This window comes from Lentzea sp. NPDC020367, from assembly GCF_044387305.1.
Taxonomy (GTDB): Bacteria; Actinomycetota; Actinomycetes; order Mycobacteriales; family Pseudonocardiaceae; genus Lentzea.
In genome coordinates this window covers 205,241-221,991 of record NZ_JBIRVV010000009.1, presented here as the reverse complement: position 1 = coordinate 221,991, position 16,751 = coordinate 205,241, and the positions used below count along the sequence as shown (strand labels likewise).

Below are 16,751 nucleotides of genomic sequence, written 5' to 3'. Positions count from 1 at the left end.
AAGCGCGATCCGCAGTTCAGCTTGAGCGAGCTCGTTCGAACTCGACCGCGTCCGTCCCGCCGACAGCGGTGAGCAGCATGGCGACGACGCTAAGACCGAGTCCCGACAGCTCGAAAGCGACCCGGCGGACCACTTCCATGCTCTCCCTGATCCAACCCTCTGCCGAAGAGGCGGTTCCTATGCAGGCGTCCAGAGCGGCGAGCGCCTCGACGACCCTGAGGTCGTCAGCGCTGTAGGCGCCGGCGATGAGTTGTGGCTCCGCGATTTCGGATCGCACACCCTTCAACACCTCCAGTTCCACATCCGCTGCGCGTTCGAACTGCCCCGCCAGATGCAGGACTCGCGCGAGGCGCGTGTTCGTGGCTATCAGGTTGAGAGCCAGGTAGGTATACCGGGCACCGCTTGCCTCGTTCAGCACGAGCTCCCGCATGACGCGCAGGCATTCCTCGTTCGCCTCGGCCGCCCGGACGAAGTCGCCTCGCTTCTCGTAGATCTTGGCGACTGTCTCGCCCCGGAGCCATTCGTCGTACGCGGTACCTCCCAGACGGCACGCCTCTTTGATGTCCGCCAACGCTTGGTCGTAGTGTTCTTGGCTGCGATGGCAGTCGGCGATGATCGCGAGCACGGTGCCTTCTCCGTCAGGCATTCCGGCGAGGCGGAACAGCTCCCGCGCCCTGGTGGCACAGGCGATGGCGTCGTCGAACTTCGACTTGTACTGGTGAACGCCCGCCGCCTGGCGAAGTACGTAGGCCACAGCCACGCCGTCGCCGGCATTGCGGAAGGCCGCGGCAGCGACGTCCAACCGTTCGATCCCAGCCTCGTACTGGCCGAAGTGGTAGTCCACTCTGGCCAAGCAACGCTGGGTGTACCCGATCCCGGAATGATCACCAGCCGCCACCGACACGCGCAGTGCGGCCTCGTTGACGAGGGTCATGTCGCTCCAGTGCCCCGCCCAGTCGAGGTAGCGGCGCAGGTACCAGGCAAGTCGCCAGGCCTGAGCCGCCATGCTGCGGTCCGCCGCCCACTGGATCAGGGCGACGAGCGTGGCGTGCTCGGCAGCGAACCACTCGAACGCGGCATGTCGCTCCGCTGGTTGCACTGGTGAGACGTCAGGTGAGATCTCCGCCGGCGTCGGCACGTCCCGTGTGTCGTCCATCGTCGAGCTCGCGTTGCGGGCGGAGGCCAGATGGTGGTCCAGCAGTCGACGGCGGGCGGCGTTCACCTCTTCGGCGCTGTCGGTTTCGCGGAGCAGTTCCTCGGCATACTCTTTCAGCAGGTCGTGCCAGCTGAACCTGCCTGACTGGTATTCGCTCACCATGTGCGAGCCGACCAGTTCCGCCAGCAGGGTCTGTGTCCGGGTCACCGGCTGTCCGGCGAGGCTCGCGGCCTCAAGGCAGGTCGTCCGTGCCAAAGGCAGCAGCACCAACAGCCTGAAGAGGCGAGCGGCGTCCGGGCTCAACGCCTGGTATGACCAGGACAGCGCCGAACGCACGTCGCTCGCCGGATCATCGGTGGCCAGGAAGTCCAGGCCACGTCGCACGGTGCTGGACAACTGCTCGGAGATGGTGGCGAGGCCGAGCTTCGGACTGCTCGCGATACGCGCGCACACCACGCCCAGTGCGAGTGGCAGTCGCGCACACCAATCAGCGATCTGGCGCACCGCCTCCGGCTCCGCCGCCACCCTGTGCTTACCCAGTCGAGCGGCCATGAGATCTCTCGACTGCTGCTCGCTCAGCAGCTTCAGCTCGATCATGTGCGCTCCGGTGACAGCGACGAACCTCGTCAACGTGGCGCGGCTGGTGACCAGCACGAGACACCCGGTGCCTCCCGGCAGCAACGGCAACACCTGTGCGCTGTCGCGGGCATTGTCGAGCACCACGAGCAGGCGGCGGTCGGCCACAGCACTGCGGTACAAAGCCGTCAGAGCGTCCAGGTCTTCTGGCCAGCTCTGCGGTTGGACCCCTAGCGCCTCCAAGAGTTCACGGAGCACCTCCGCGGGCTGCCTCACCGCACCTCCGGTATCGAACCCGCGCAGGTTGACGTAGAGCTGACCGTCCGGGAACGACGACACGACCTGATGTGCCCAATGCACGGCGAACGTGGTCTTGCCCACGCCCGCCGTGCCGTGCACGACGGCCACCCCTCGTGCACCGCCTGTCCTGCTCCACTCGCTGAGGTCCGCGAGCTCCGCCTCCCGTCCGGTGAACACCGGCAGCGCGATCGGCAGCTGAGCAGGGCGCAGCGGGGCGGGCGCGGGCATGTGCGCCTGCTCGGGTTCGCCGGTCGGCGGAGGCGCTGTCACGACGGACAGCACCGGGTCGGCCCGCAGGATCTGTTCGTGCAACGTGCGCAGAGCCGGCCCGGGGTCGACACCGAGTTCGGCGCGCAAGGTGGCGCGAATCGTCTCGAACACCCCCAGCGCCTCCGCGGCCCTGCCCGAGCGGTAGAGCCCACGCATCAACAGCTCATGGGCGCGTTCCCTCATCGGTTCCGCGTCGATGACCGCGGCGAGCCGTTCCACCGCCTCGCTCGGACTGCCCAGATCCAGTTCCAGCTCCGCGAGGAACTCGACCGCGACGACCTCCGACTGTTTCAGCCGCCGGGCCTCCGCCTCCACCCATTCGCCTGCCAGTCCAGCCAGCGGGATGTCCTGCCATTCGGTCAACGCCTCGCGCACGAGCGCCATGGACCGATGCGGATCACCAGCGATCCTCGCCCTGTCGGCCGCTCGCACCAACGCACGGAAGCGGCCGAGGTCGTACCGCTGCTCTTCCACTCGCAGCGCGTAGCCGGTCGAACCGGAGAACAGCAGCTGGGGATCAGACGAGTGCTCCAACACCCGCCGCAACCGGTGAACGTAGGTCCGCACCGTCCCCCGCGCAGCATTCGGCGGGTTCTCACCCCACAGGATCTCGACGATCTCCGTCGCCGGCACCGGCTTGCCGCCGGCGAGCAACAGCACCGCCAGGGTCAACCGCTGCTGCGGCGAGCCGAGGTCGAGTTCCTCACCGTCCCGCCAGGCCCTGACTGGTCCGAGTACCGCGAAGGCGACTCCCTTCTGCTCGGAGACCGATTCGTGGTGCCGGCGGACGTCAGGGATGGTCACGTTCCACGAAGTGCTCAAGGTGCCTCACCGTCCCAATGCCCTACCGAACCGTCACCGGCCGTTGTCCGGACAGGACAATCGTGCCGCCTGACGTCCAGATCCCGCTGCCGGGAATTCCGATGGCCATCAGAACCCCCGCATGTGGAACAGGACGTGCGGCCGGAAATATTCCGGCGGCCCGGAGGAGATGTGCTGCGCGACAGTACATCTCCTCCCGCGAGCATCTCGTACCGTCCCGCCTCCACAGTGCAACACGAACGAGGGAGGACATCATTCCACCCGATCGGGGGATTTCATCCAGGCGGAATGGTGAGAACAATCTCCGCGGCGCAGGAATTGCCGTCGCGGAGTCCGCGGACGGATGAACAGCCCCCGCGAGTCTGTGGCCGGCAGTCCCTGACGACGCGCCAGTCACCGCGGCCCTGTTTCCGGCCGACCGGGCCGACGAAGACCAGACCTGTGCGATTCCGACCGTGGCCGAAGTTCCCTGGTCGCGCGAACCCGGCCGGGAACGCGCACGCGTCGTGCCATCCTGCCGAGTCTCGCGCCACCTCCGACGCCGAACACACCCCTCCACGGCAGGAGTGTTCACGGTGAGGTGTCGTCGTGGAACAGCTAGCACCAGGCTCTCCTCGATCGTGGCACGCGAAGCACGCATCCGAAGTCGCGTCAGGTGCGGGTTACTACGAGCGAGGCGCTCCGAAGGTTGACGACCCCTCCCGGCCCCACCTCAGGATCGGGACGGGTCGCCCCACAGCTCACCGTTGACGGCGCGACTACCAGTCAGTCCATCGCCACCGCCTCGATCACCTGGTACGGATGCTGGATCGGGGTGTTCCGCACCCGGCGCAGGCCGGACTTCCCCAGCAGGTCGTCGAACTCGTCCAGCCCGCGTTCCCTTCCAATGGTCATGGAAAGCATGTTCATGTCCATCAACGAGACGAGACTCGAGCCGCCGGGCTCACCGGCGACCATCTCCACGATCGCCACGCGTCCGCCCGGCAGCATCGACTCCCGGCAGTTCTGCAGAACACTGACGCAGGAATCGTCGTCCCAGTCGTGCAGGATGAACTTGAGCAGGTAGAGGTCGGCGGCCGGCACGGACTCGAAGAAGTCCCCGCCGGAGATCTCGAGCCGTGCGGACACCCCTCGTTTGCCCGCTTCGACCGCGGCACCGGGAGCGATGTGCGGAAGGTCGAAGGCAATGCCGCGCAACTGCGGGTGCTGTCCCAGCATCGCGCTGACGAACGCTCCGTTCGCGGCACCGACGTCGGCGACGACCCCGACCCCGGTCACATCGATCACCGGCAGGCACTGCGTGATCACCGGTGACGACAGGTCGGTCATCGCTCCGGAGAAGAGCGCGGCTTCGGCGGGGTGCGAGCCGAAGTAACCGAAGATCCCCTCCCCCAGGGCCTCCACCGTCTGACTGGTGCCCGTGCGCACCGTCGCCGCGAAACGACCCCACGGAAGCCAGTGCCCCGGAGAGGTGAGAGCCAGCGCGAGATCGCGCAGCGAGTTGTCCGAGCCGGCGTGCAAGGTCCGCAGCAGAGGCGTGCCCTCGAACATGCCGTCCTCGTAGGTCACCAATCCCAGAGCCGCGCAGGCGTGCAGGAACCGCTGTGTGGAGTCCGGGTCGCTGTTCTCCCGAATCGCGATCTCATCCGCGGCGAGACGCGAACCCTCCAGGTGCTCGGCCAGCGACAGATCCGCGGCGACCGCGACGATCTGACTGACCCAGTACCCCGTGATCATCGAGAACATCGACTCGAAGTCCGTTTGCCGACCTGTTCCGTCTGACATCGTGTTGTGCTCCACTCATTCTGCGGCGAAATGGACCAGCCGGCGTGACAACGCCTCCCTGGAGTCCTTTGTGGAACTTCCAGGCGATCCGGATCAAGCGTGACACCCCGCCGTCAACGTCACGTCGACGTTGCGTCAACCAGCTGTTCCAGGCCATTCTTCTGTCGCCGGCACGCTTCGTGTCCGCTGTGGACCGTGAACGGCGCCTGGCTTCCGAGCGGTACTTCGCATGTGGTGGTGAGGCGAGCCTGTCGCGCCACCACCGAGGTGTGTCAGGGAGTGTCGCCGGCCTGCGCGACCTTCGTACGGGCGAGCAGCGCCGTTTGCGCCGTGACGGTTCCGGCTGCCCCGCGGTCGGTGTCGCGGACGAGGTAGGCGCGCTCCCCGAGGAAGTCGAACTTGTCGCGGTCGAAAATCCATTCGGTGCGCTCACCGGACTTGTCGGTGAGCGCGACCGCCACACCATGACGACCATTGGCATCGACCGCGTCCGGCACGAGTACGACGCCGGGTACCTTCGCGGCCGCCCGATACAGTGCCGCGCTCAACTCGTTGGAAGCGAGAGACTCCTGCAACTTTGAGCCGATCGCGTCGAACACCGCAGCGTCCGCACCGTGACTCTCCATCTGTCCCTTGGTCTCCTCGTAGAGGGCGGTCAGCAAGGCGTCGGGATCGGTGGGCAGACCCAGGACGCCTTTTCCGTGCCTCTCGAGGTTCTCGACCTCGAACTCGTTGCCGTTCTCCTTGACCAGCCTCTGCTTGCCCTTGTCTGCGGGCAGCCAGATCTCCCTGGCGTGCAAAGGATCCATCACCATGCGGCCGCCGTCGGCGCGTTCTTCGGCAGGCTTGCTGTACGAGATCATGCTCTTGACGTACAGGTACTCGTCCTTGCCGAGCGCCACGGAGGCGCGCTGTTCGACAGTGTGCGCGACCCGTTCCAGCATTGGTGCGGCACCGCTCGCATCCCCCTGCTCGACGGCGATGACGGGCGCGAACTCGGCGGGCGCTGGTTTGGTCACGACCAGGAAGGCCGCTACTGCCGCCGCCGCAGCGGCAAGCGACACACCGACGATCGGCAGCCTGCGCCTGACCTGCTGGGTCAGACCGGTGGTACGGGCGAATTCGTTCACAAGGTTGTCCTTCAGCACGAAGTGGCGGTCCGAGGGAAACGCGCCGACAGCAGGCGCGGGCAACAACCGCGCCGATTCTTCGCGTTCAGCCGGAGTCGGCCCGGTGACCGGAACCGAGTTCATCGACGTCCCTCCTTCGTTGACCGAGCCGCACTCACGCGGCTATCCGGTACCTGTCCGCAACCGCTGTGGAGTTCCCGACTTCGCCCGGAAAGTTCTTCGTCCGCGAGCTTGCGCAACCTCGTCCTCGCCCTGGACAGCCGCGAACGCACAGTTCCCACCGGGACTCCGAGAGCGACTGCCGCGGCCGCGTAGTCGAGCCCTTCCCACACGCACAACGTGAACACCTCGCGCTCGCTGCGGCGCAAAGACGCCAGCGCGACACGGACGGCTTCGATGCTCTCGTCGTCGTGAATGCGGTCCACCACGTCATCCGCGAAGTCGGGGACGGTGTCGCGCACTCGCACACGGCCGAGTGCCTCCCGATGCCTGCGGGCCGCTCTGGTCGTGTTGCGCAGCACGTTCGTCGCGATGCCGAGCAGCCACGGCAACAGGCTCCCCCCTTCGGCAAGAACCTTCCGCCTCAGGCGCCAGGCCTCCAGGAACGTCAGCGACACGACGTCCTCGGCCAGCACCCGATCACCGCACAGCCGCATTGCGTGCCGGTACACCACTGCGGCGTACTCGTCGAACAGCGACCCGAACACCACCGGGTCACCAGCGCGCACCAGGGCGCGCGTAGTGGAGTCCATGATTCGTCCTGTCCGCTCGTCCAACACAGTTCCAGTTACCCCCGCCACACCTGGTTGCCCGAGCAGCGAAACCCCGGACACATAGTCCTAAGTGGATCTCGGCGACCACGCCATCGTTCATGGGATCGCGTCCTTGCCCACGCCATCCGTGGTGACGCACGTCGCGCGACCAGGCGGTGAACCGCTCTTCCCGCGAGGTCGATCGAACCCGGTCAGACGACGAACTCTTCGGCGATGCGAGCCTTCGGCCATCTTGCTGACCATTCGGGCAAGATTTCGCGCACTCCTGCACACCGTTCCGATCGAGGCGCGCGAGTACACCGGAGGAACTCGTTCGCGCACGCCCGGCGTTGGGCCGAGAAGTACGGATCCGGGCCGAGGCGGGACGAATTCGGCGGCAGGCGGCCCGGACGCCCGCTACGTGCCTGAGCGCAGAGCGTCGACAGGCTCCAGCCCAGCCGCTCTCAGTGCCGGGTAGAGCCCGGCCACCAAGCCCACCAACGCCCCCGCGATGGGCGCTCCCGCGGCAAGCCTCAGGTCGAGCACCGGGGTCCAGTCGCGCAGGACCGACACCACGACGACGGTGATCGTGCCGGTGCTCGCACCGATCACCCCTCCGAGGAGGCCGATGGCACTCGACTCGACCAGGAACTGGGCCGCGATGTGCCGTCTCGCCGCGCCCAGCGCCCTCCGGAGGCCGATCTCACCGGTTCGCTCCATGACCGTGACCAGGGTGACGTTGGCGATCCCGATCGCGCCGACGACGAGTGACACGAGCCCCAGCACCAGGAACAGGCCGTTCACATCGTGCTGGACCCCGCCGCGCAGCGAGGCCGGGTCCGGTGGCGCGATCACCCGCAGCCGGCTGTGGTCGGCGGGGCTCAGCGCAAGCGCTGCCTGGCCCGCGACGAGCTGAGCCGCACCGAGTGTCGTGCGGATCAAGACCGCGGTGGGTGCGCCCACGTGCAACCTGTCGTCCGCCGTCGTGGGAGGAAGGATGACCGCACTGCCCAGTGCCTGTTCGCTCTGTCTGCTGATGGCGCCCAGCACACCGATCACCGTGAACGGCTCGTCGTTCACGAACACCGTCGGCGCGTCGTCCACCGTGGTGATGCCGATCAACTTCGCGGCGGTCTCACCCAGCACGGCGACTCGGTCGTGACGGCGAACATGACCGTTGTCGAAGAACCGGCCCTGGACCAAGGCAGCACCGAGCACGTCCGGCAGTTCGACGGTCGCGGCGGCCGCGGGCAGTGTCCTGCCTGTGACTGCCGTGGGGTCGTACAGGTCGTTCGACCGGACCCTCGCGGCCGACATGGTCTCCGGCCGGGCCACCGCGGCCGCGGCTTGGACCCCGTTGAGCCGAGTCAGCTGCGACAAAGCGTCCCACGCGACGTACGGGGGCAACGACCTGTCGAGCAGCGCGGGCACCTGCACGGTGACCTCGGTCGCAGTCACCTCGTCGAAGCGGCCCGCGATCTGGTTGCCGGCGGTCGCCGCGATGCCGAGCGTGATCACCAGCGTCGTGATTCCCAGAACCGTGCCTAGCACCGTCAACGCCGAGCGCAGCGGCCGAGCCGCGACGCCGGCGAGCGCCTCTCCGGCGAGGTCGCGCCAGTGCATCCCCGGTTTCACGTCAGCCGCCCGTCGTCGATGCGGACGCGCCTGTCGGCACGTGCGCTCACCACCTCGTCGTGCGTGATCACCACAAGGGTCACGCCCTGCGCCCGCAACTCGTCGAACAGGTCGAGCACGGACGCGGTGTTCGCCTTGTCCAGATTCCCGGTCGGCTCGTCGCACAAAAGCAACGACGGTGCACCGAGCAACGCACGTGCGATCGCGACCCGCTGCCGCTCACCGCCGGAAAGGCGGTCAGGGCGGAACTTCGTGCGGTGTGCGAGTCCGACCCGGCCCAGAGCCGCCTCCGCACGGCCGGCCCGGCCTCCGCGGCCGGCCTTCTGGTACAACTCCGCCATCCCGACGTTGTCGGCCACACTGCGGTAGGGCAGCAGGTGGAACGACTGGAAGACGAACCCGATCCGACTTCCGCGCAGTGCGGCCCTGGCCCCGTCGCCGAGCGACGTCGTCTCGATCCCGTCGAGCCGATAGCTGCCGGTGTCGGGTTTGTCCAGCAACCCGAGTGTGGAAAGCAACGTCGACTTCCCCGAGCCCGACGGCCCGATCACCGACACGTACTCACCAGGATCGACCCGCAGCCGCACGTCTTTCAACGCGTGGACGGGCGGATCCGCGGGGAACGTGCGCCCGACGCCGTCGAGTTCGATCACCGGAACGGTCATGACGCGCTCACCACCACCCGGTCACCCGCCTCCAGCGGGGCACCCTCTGGGCTCACCTGCACCGAGCCCAGCGCGGTCAGCCCCAATGCGACCGGAACATCGCGCAGCGTCCCGTTCGGCTCCTCCACGCGCACGTGGGCCGAGCCGTCAGCAGCCGTGACCACCGCGGCAACGGGCACGGTGAGCACATCCCCACCTGTCGTGCCGACCTCGAGCGTCACCTTCACGGCAGTCCCCGCGAAGGCCGCCAACGCCGCCTGATCGGCCGCGCTCAGGCGCAGCGGCGTGTCGGTTCCTGGGTCCTGTGGCGCCTGCGCCGCCGGTTTTCCGTCTCCCTCGGCCGGCTGGGCCGCGGGAGGCGTGACCGAGGCGTCCTTGCCCAGCGCTTCCAGTCTCGCCGCCATCTCGGTGCCGTCGGGCAGGCGCAACGTCGCCGGCATACCGGCCTTGAGCAGCTTGGCATCGGCGGCGGGGAGCTTGCCCTGCACGACCACCGTGGAATCGGTCACCGTACCGATCTGGCCGGTCGCCGGCGCACCGGCCTTCGCCGTCACCACGTCCAGCCTGACCGGGAGCTTGGGCAGGAACACGATCTCGCCTGACGGCACGCTTGTCACCGGTTTGTCGGCCTTGGTCGCCATGGCCTCGTAGCCCGCCTTGCCGTACATCTTCTGGACGGCCGCGGCGGTCGCCTGGTCGAAGGTTCCGCTCACGGCCACGCCGTAGCCGAGCGCACGCAGCGCGGTCTGCAACTGCTTGACGTCGTCGCCCTTCGCACCAGGGCCTAGCGTCCGATACATCGGGACACCGCCTGCCAGCACGATCACCGGCCGGCCGCTCACCTCCATCAGCACATCGCCCTCGCGGATGGTCTTGCCCTGTGCGGGCGCCTTCGTGATGAGCTGTGTACCTTCGATCCCTCCAACAGTGCCGGTGAGCTGGATCGGCGACGGCGTCCCGTAGGCGACGGTGCCCTGCGCGACCACCGCGCTCTTCAAGGTTCTGCGCTCCACCGGAGCGGTGACCCTCGAAGCTGGAGGAGGTTGCCGCTCGGCGGCTGCATCGGACGGAGACTGGACGTTCGAACCGACCGCCCACCCCACCACGCCGGCGATGACCGCGACGGCGATCACCAACAGCACGACCCTCTTGGGGTTCGCGGCGAATGCACCAGCCATGTCAACCGTTGCCACCTTCACTGGAGAGCAACTTCTCCATGAACGGCTTGGCGAGCGCGAGGTAGTCCTTGCCGCAGTCGAGGTCGGTCAGGGATGCGGTGATCTCCTTGCGCAGCCCCTGTTGCGCCACTGCCGGGTCGATCTGCCTGGGCTGCGCGGAGCGCTCCTTGAAGATGATGTTCCGCACCTGGGACTCGATGGTCCCCGGCTTCGTCGACTCCACCGCGAATCCCTGCTGCCTCAGGCACGCGCCATACGCCTGACTCGCCTCGAGCAACTTGGGATCCGTGTAGAAGTTCTGCAGTGCCTGTGCGTACGCCGCTTCCTTCGCCGGGTCCGGACTCTCCTCCGGCCGGGCCTTCGGCGGGTACACCTCGATGCTGGCCTTCTGCTGGCAGCCACCGTCATCTGCGTCGATCGGGTTGCCGCGCAGCTCCTTCGCCTGCTCCATGGTCAGTCCGTCGGGGTACTTGCCCTTCAGAGCCTTGTCGTAGGCCTTCTGCTGAGCCGCGTCGAGCGCGCTGCGGATCGCGGTGTTCGGGTTCGGCGTCTCCTTCTTGTTGCCGACGTTCGGGTCCGTCGTGAAGACATCCCGTCCGTAGATCGCGAAGCCGTACTTCTCGCGATAGGACTTCAAAGCGTCGAACGGCACCTGCGAAGGATCACGCCCGCTCAGGTTTTGCTCGCTCACCACGTCAGGCTTCACCGGGTGGGCGACGTAGTTGAAGCCCTGTGCCTTCATGCAGTCCGCGATCAGGTTCTCGATCCTGATCTGGTTCTCCTCTTCCTTGCTCGGCGCCTGCGCGGATGACCCGGCCTCGGCATTCGGCACCGACGGGCCAGCGATGTTGTCCGCAGGTGCAGTCGAACAGCCGGCAACGGTGACCCCTGTAACGATGACCGCCAGCAGGACCTTGGTGACCCGCATTCGTGTGTCCTTTCCTCGTGTGGGGATGACTACGGGTGGGCCACTCCGAAAGTTGCTGGTCATGAGCCTCAACTTTTCGTTGGTCCCGCTCGTACTGAACAAACGTGGAAACCAGCGGGGGAATGCATGGCGAAAGGTGACGACCTGTTCGTCGAGTTCGTCCGGACGTGCTCGAAGGGCCTGCAGCACGCGGCCTATCTGCTGACCGGTGACAGGCACAAGGCGGAAGAAGCGACCCAGGCCGCGCTGACCCGCACGTACGCGGCGTGGTCGAGTGTCAGGCACAAAGATGCGTACGCGTACACGAGGAAGGTGCTGACCAACCACGTGATCGACGGCTGGCGCCGCCCGATCCGCGAGTACCCGACAGACGCTGTGCCGGAACTCCCCTCACGCGGCGACGTGGCGGAGGACGTCACCCGGCAGGAATGGCTGCTGGACGCACTCGGACGCCTCACGCCGCGTGAACGCCAGATCCTCGTGCTGCGCTACTTCTTCGACCTGCCCGAGGCCGAGGTGGCGGCCGAGCTGGAGGTGTCAGTGGGCACGGTCAAGAGCACGAGTTCCCGTGCGCTGACCAAACTGCGGATCTCGATCGATCAGGGCGCAAGTCTCATGTGCGGAGGAGAAGGAGCATGACGGATCTCGACGCGCTGCGCCGCGCCATGCAGACACCGCCAGTGGAGGGGTTCGGCGAGCTGGACCTCGACGCGATCATGGCCACAGGAGGGAGGATCCGGCGGCGCAGGCGGCTACTGGTCGGCGGCGGTGTCGTCACGATGACCGCGGTGCTTCTCGTCGGGGTCTCGCTGGTCGGCCAGCAGCTGCACCGCGGACCGGACGTCGGACAGTCCGCTTCTACGATGGTCACCACCGCGCCGACCTCGCTGCCCGAACCCGACGGGAAGCCGCCGCTGGGAGACCTCATCCCCACCGGTGTCCACAACAAACTGGGCGAACTCACCCTCTACTTCTACGCCATCGACGACAGCACGATGCCGAACGTCAGGTTCGGGATCTCCGCTGTGCAAAGGACGCCGTCGGGTGACGTCGTCCCCGTCACGTCCAGCAGCGACTTCGTCAACTCCGACCGGCCGGGTTCCCACTTCATCCGGGGCGGCCTCTACTCTCACAACGGTAGCGTGTTCATCCCCGCGTTCGGCTACTACGTCGGCCCAGCCGACCGTATTGAGGCCGAGATCGATGGCACCACTGTGAGGGCACAAATGGTTCCTTGGAGCCACGACTCATCGGTCAAGGCGTTCTGGTTCCCCCAGGAACTCATTTCGAACGCGAATCTCATGAGTTCGCCGTCCGCCTTCGACGCGCAGGGCAACAGACTGACCCCATGAGGCACCCCTTCCGCGTTGGCACACGGGCACAACCCGGCGCAAGGGCATCAGGGACAAGGTTTCGGTGCCTTGACGATCTTCGCCGCCAGCCGTTTTGATGTGTCTGATCATGTTCAGTCTTGTTTGCTTTCGAGCGTGGTCGCCGCCGCCTGACGAGTCCTCCTCAGCACTAGGAGCAGGTGCAAGTGGAACTACGCGGATCCAAGTGGTGCACGGCAGCGGTCGTGGCCCTCGTCGCTGCCGGAGCACTCATCACACCGGCAGCACAAGCGCAGCATCGGCAGAAAGACGACGGTCTAGCCCTGACACCACCGATGGGCTTCAACAACTGGAACTCCACGCATTGCCGTGACGAGTTCAACGAAGAGATGGTCAAGGGCATCGCCGACATCTTCGTGACCAAGGGCTTGAAGGACGCGGGCTACGAGTACGTCAACATCGACGACTGCTGGGCGCTCCCCGAGCGCGACGCGGATGGCGATCTCGTCCCTCATCCGGGGCGTTTTCCCAACGGCATCAAGGCAGTCGCCGACTACGTGCACTCGAAGGGCCTCAAGTTCGGCATCTACACCAGCGCCGGCACCGTCACGTGCGACCGCGCGGGTTTCCCCGGCGGCCTCGGCTTCGAAGAACAGGACGCGAGGCTGTTCGCGTCCTGGGACGTCGACTACCTCAAATACGACAACTGCAACAACCAGGGCGTCGACGCGAAGTACCGCTACACCAAGATGCGCGACGCCCTGAACGCCACCGGCCGCAAGATCGTGTTCTCCATCTGCGAGTGGGGCGAGAACAAGCCCTGGGAGTGGGCGAAGGACGTCGGCCACCTGTGGCGCACCACCTACGACATCAGTGATGACTGGAACTCGATGGTGTCGATCGCCAAGCGCAACATGGATCTCGCCGACTACGCGGGCCCCGGCCACTGGAACGACCCGGACATGCTGGAGGTCGGCAACGGCGGCATGACGGACCTCGAGTACCGCAGCCACTTCAGCCTCTGGTCGATCATGGCGGCGCCACTGCTGATCGGCGCGGACCTGCGCAAGGCCTCCGCAGCGACGTTCGAGATCCTGGAGAACCGCGAGGTGATCGCGGTCAACCAGGACAGGCTCGGCGTCCAGGCCAAGGTGGTGCGCAACGAAAACGGCACCTACGCGCTGGTGAAGCCTCTCGCGAACGGCGACAAGGCCGTCCTGCTTTTCAACGAGAACGACAGCCCCACGACGATGTCAGTCACGGCCGCGGAAATCGGCCTGCGCAAGGCGTCCGGTTACAAGCTCCGCGACCTGTGGGCCAAGACCACCACGCACTCCGCGGGCTCCATCAGCGCCGCGCTCCCGCCTCACGGTTCGGTCATGTACCGCGTCAACGCGGCGAACGACTGGCACGACCTCCCTCCGGCCGTCACCCCGTCGATCGACGGGGAGATCCTCTATCCCGGCGCACTCCCGATCGTGCGGCCTGGCACGACCGCCACCTACACGACCTCGATGAGCAACACCGGCAGGCTTCCCGTCACCGCTGTCCGAGCGACCCTGCGGGTACCCCGTGGCTGGACCGCGACGGCCACGACCAGCAACACGACGGCCGCCCTGCGCGGGGAGCAGTCGTTCAGGACGACCTGGAAGGTCACAGTTCCGGCGAACGCCGAGGCCGGGAGGTTCCCGATCACCGCGTCTCTCACCTATCGCTCACCGCACAGCAACAACCCGGTGCAGAGGACACATGCCGTCGAAGCGATGATCGCCGGCCCGGCTCCCCGCGGTGACCTCTTCATGAGCGACCTGAAGTGGCTGCGTTCGGCCAACGGCTACGGCCCGGTCGAGGTGGACAGCACCAACGGCGAGTCCGAGGCCGGTGACGGCGGTCCGATCACCATCCGCGGCAAGGTGTTCGACAAGGGCCTCGGCACCCACGCTCCCGCTCACGTCGAGTACTACGCGGGCGGAAACTGCTCGAAGGTCACCGCGACGATCGGCATCGACGACCGGAAGGCCGACGCGCGGAGTCTGGTGAGCTACGAGGTGTGGTCGGACGGCACGAAGGTGTTCGACAGCGGGCCGGTGAGCGGCTCCGACGCCGCTAGGGCGTTGGAGGCCAACGTGTCCGGCGCGACGGTCGTACGGCTCGTCGTGCGCGACGGCGGCGACGGCGTGTCCTACGACCACGCCGACTGGGGTGGTCTCCGAATCGCCTGCTGAGCAGCGGACCGAGTGGGATTGCACGTGCCGGGGCGCGGCGCGTGCAATCCCACGCCTCGTGATCATGTCGCAGCCGGTCAGGTCGAGATGACCTCCGGCCAGCACGTTGACGCGGAGTCGACGCTGTGTTGACGGCGAGATGTTTTCCTGACTGTGTCGGAGTTCAAACACCATGCGGGAAGAGGTCTCCGTGCCCACGAGCGCAGTTGCCGACGCCGGATCCACCGGAAGCCCGTCAAGTCCGGCACGACGGGCCGCCGCCACCGAGGGAATCACCGTCGCCGTTCACACCGAGGACGAGACCTTGGCGAGCGAGTTGATCCCCACGCTGTCCAGCGCGGTAGAACTCCTGGTGCTGCCACCGGACCTGGCCTCCCAGGCAGAGGTTGCGCTCGTTCTCGCCGGAGCCGTCACCGACACCACAGTGGACGCGCTTTCCAAGATCTCCGGCCACGCCGAGAACACGGCCCAGCGGACGGTTCTCGTGTGCGGCCCCTTGATGGAACGGCACCTGAGTCAGATCTTCCGCTCCGGCGTGGTCAGCATCCTGCCTCGGCACGGCGTCACCGCCCGCCAGGTCACGCGCGCTATCTTCGCGACCCAGAGCGGCCACGCCCTGGTCCCCGACAAAATGACTCGCTGGCTGATCGACGAACTCCGCCATGCGCAGAACACCCTCATGGCCACCCAGGGACTCGCCAGCGGCGGCCTCACCGTCCGCGAGGTCGAGGTGCTCAAGCTGATCGCGCAGGGGGAGGACACGTCCAGCGTCGCCGCACAACTGAGTTATTCAGAACGTACGATCAAGAAAATCGTGCAAGAGATGATGTCCCGCCTCAATCTGCGCAATCGCGCACACGCGGTTTCGTACGCACTCAAAGTCGGCGCGATCTGAGCCGACCACCGTCGCGGATCTCGACAGTGAAGTCGCCTCGATTCCATAAATTCTTCGCGAGCACCTGATCACCAAGGGGGCGAACGGACCCAAATCAGTGCCCCCGATGAAGAGTGAACACCGACCTCGGTTGCAATTCGGCGTCCAGCAAAGAATTGTCGCGACAACCACATTTGCCGAAAGAGGGCGATTTCATGACAGACGCACTTGAGCACTTGCTCAACGAGCTGAGGAATTCACTCTTGCAAAACAGCGATGGCGACGGCGCCCAGCAGGTGCTCGAAATGATCACAGCGGTCGCCTCAGCGAACGAGACCTTCGCCGCCATCGAACGTGGCGATGACGAGGCGATCCTGTTCCATTCGAAGATGCTGATCGAGCAGTCAGCCACTTTGGAACCAATCGATTTTCAGATCGTTAGTAATTCCGCACTATCACACCAGCCCTCTGCTGGCCGGGCAGGCGACGAGGCCGCAGACACCTCTCACCTGAGCAACGACATCTGACAGCATGACGCGTCGCCCCTGAGGCACATTCTGGTCGTTGTCGCGGTGGCGGCAGTGACGTGACGCAGCGAGGCGGTTCGACTGTCCTCGTTAACGACCAACTGTGTGTCTGGCCGGGGTCGTCCGGGGCTTTGACGGTGACCACGAACACATGATCGACAGCACCGTCGAGTCCGCCCCGTTTGCTGTGCTGTTCGGCGACGAAGTCGCCGTCCGCGAGCCGCGTCCCGTTGTCGGTTGCCGGCATCGAGTTCCGCTTCTGCCGGTTGCAGTTATCCCACCCAACAGACGGTTTGGCCTTCTCCGCCACACGCGAAGTCTCCACGGACGGGCTGGGAACGGCGGCTACCATGGCCGACGCCGGCATCGCCAACGTCATCGTGCCCAGCACGACGACGGTGCCGGTCGCCCTGCTCATCATGTTCGCTCCAGTCGTTGCGCGCGCTGACCTCCGCCTCGGCTCGGCGGGAGTGCCGAAGCGGAGGGCCCTGCGGCCTCAGCCCCTCGGCGATGCAACGGCCTCAGGGTGAATCAAGTACAGAGGTGCATTCGGAGCGGCACTTCCGAACACCCAAGCAACTGATGCCTCCGACCCGC

13 protein-coding genes are annotated in these 16,751 nt (G+C 66.4%); 5 read left to right on the top strand and 8 right to left on the bottom strand.

Annotated elements, in window-relative coordinates; all coding sequences use genetic code 11:
- Nucleotides 1-16: 16 nt before the first annotated feature.
- The 8 genes from ACH413_RS33260 to ACH413_RS33225 form a co-directional block, all read right to left on the bottom strand.
- Nucleotides 17-3,124: a BTAD domain-containing putative transcriptional regulator gene (locus ACH413_RS33260; protein ID WP_360047405.1), complete on the bottom strand. Its 3,108-nt coding sequence runs from the start codon at nt 3,122-3,124 to the stop codon at nt 17-19.
- A gap of 765 nt (nt 3,125-3,889) precedes the next feature.
- Entirely contained in the window at nt 3,890-4,909 is a 1,020-nt protein-coding gene (locus ACH413_RS33255; protein WP_360047406.1) for a methyltransferase, read from the bottom strand.
- A gap of 272 nt (nt 4,910-5,181) precedes the next feature.
- Nucleotides 5,182-6,162 (bottom strand): CU044_5270 family protein, encoded by a 981-nt coding sequence (locus ACH413_RS33250; protein WP_360047407.1) that lies wholly within the window; start codon nt 6,160-6,162, stop codon nt 5,182-5,184.
- The gene (locus tag ACH413_RS33245) at nt 6,159-6,791 is read right to left on the bottom strand and encodes an RNA polymerase sigma factor (protein ID WP_360047408.1); all 633 of its coding nucleotides are present in this window, start codon (nt 6,789-6,791) and stop codon (nt 6,159-6,161) included. Before ACH413_RS33245 ends, ACH413_RS33250 begins: the two co-directional genes overlap by 4 nt.
- A 417-nt stretch (nt 6,792-7,208) precedes the next feature.
- Entirely contained in the window at nt 7,209-8,414 is a 1,206-nt protein-coding gene (locus ACH413_RS33240) for an ABC transporter permease (protein ID WP_360047409.1), read from the bottom strand.
- Between the two features lie 8 nt (nt 8,415-8,422).
- Entirely contained in the window at nt 8,423-9,091 is a 669-nt protein-coding gene (locus ACH413_RS33235) for an ABC transporter ATP-binding protein (RefSeq protein ID WP_360047410.1), read from the bottom strand.
- Nucleotides 9,088-10,269 (bottom strand): peptidoglycan-binding domain-containing protein, encoded by a 1,182-nt coding sequence (locus tag ACH413_RS33230; RefSeq protein WP_360047411.1) that lies wholly within the window; start codon nt 10,267-10,269, stop codon nt 9,088-9,090. The genes ACH413_RS33235 and ACH413_RS33230 overlap by 4 nt, the downstream gene beginning before the upstream one ends.
- 1 nt (nt 10,270) lies before the next feature.
- Nucleotides 10,271-11,197 carry a hypothetical protein gene (locus ACH413_RS33225; RefSeq protein WP_360047412.1) on the bottom strand — a complete coding sequence of 309 codons (927 nt, stop codon included), beginning with the start codon at nt 11,195-11,197 and terminating at the stop codon, nt 10,271-10,273.
- A 126-nt stretch (nt 11,198-11,323) separates the two neighbouring features.
- Here ACH413_RS33225 and ACH413_RS33220 point away from each other — a divergent pair, with 126 nt between their 5' ends.
- From ACH413_RS33220 to ACH413_RS33200, 5 genes are all read left to right on the top strand, one after another.
- A complete protein-coding gene (locus tag ACH413_RS33220) occupies nt 11,324-11,836 on the top strand; it encodes a SigE family RNA polymerase sigma factor (protein ID WP_360047413.1) in 513 nt (170 codons plus the stop codon).
- The gene (locus ACH413_RS33215) at nt 11,833-12,549 is read left to right on the top strand and encodes a hypothetical protein (protein WP_360047414.1); all 717 of its coding nucleotides are present in this window, start codon (nt 11,833-11,835) and stop codon (nt 12,547-12,549) included. The genes ACH413_RS33220 and ACH413_RS33215 overlap by 4 nt, the downstream gene beginning before the upstream one ends.
- 185 nt (nt 12,550-12,734) lie before the next feature.
- Nucleotides 12,735-14,753, top strand: coding sequence for an NPCBM/NEW2 domain-containing protein (locus tag ACH413_RS33210; protein WP_360047415.1), 2,019 nt, complete (start codon nt 12,735-12,737; stop codon nt 14,751-14,753).
- A gap of 172 nt (nt 14,754-14,925) precedes the next feature.
- Nucleotides 14,926-15,648: a LuxR C-terminal-related transcriptional regulator gene (locus ACH413_RS33205; protein ID WP_360047416.1), complete on the top strand. Its 723-nt coding sequence runs from the start codon at nt 14,926-14,928 to the stop codon at nt 15,646-15,648.
- A 113-nt stretch (nt 15,649-15,761) separates the two neighbouring features.
- On the top strand, nt 15,762-16,154 hold the full coding sequence (locus ACH413_RS33200; protein WP_360047417.1) for a hypothetical protein: 393 nt from the start codon (nt 15,762-15,764) through the stop codon (nt 16,152-16,154).
- Nucleotides 16,155-16,751 lie beyond the last annotated feature (597 nt).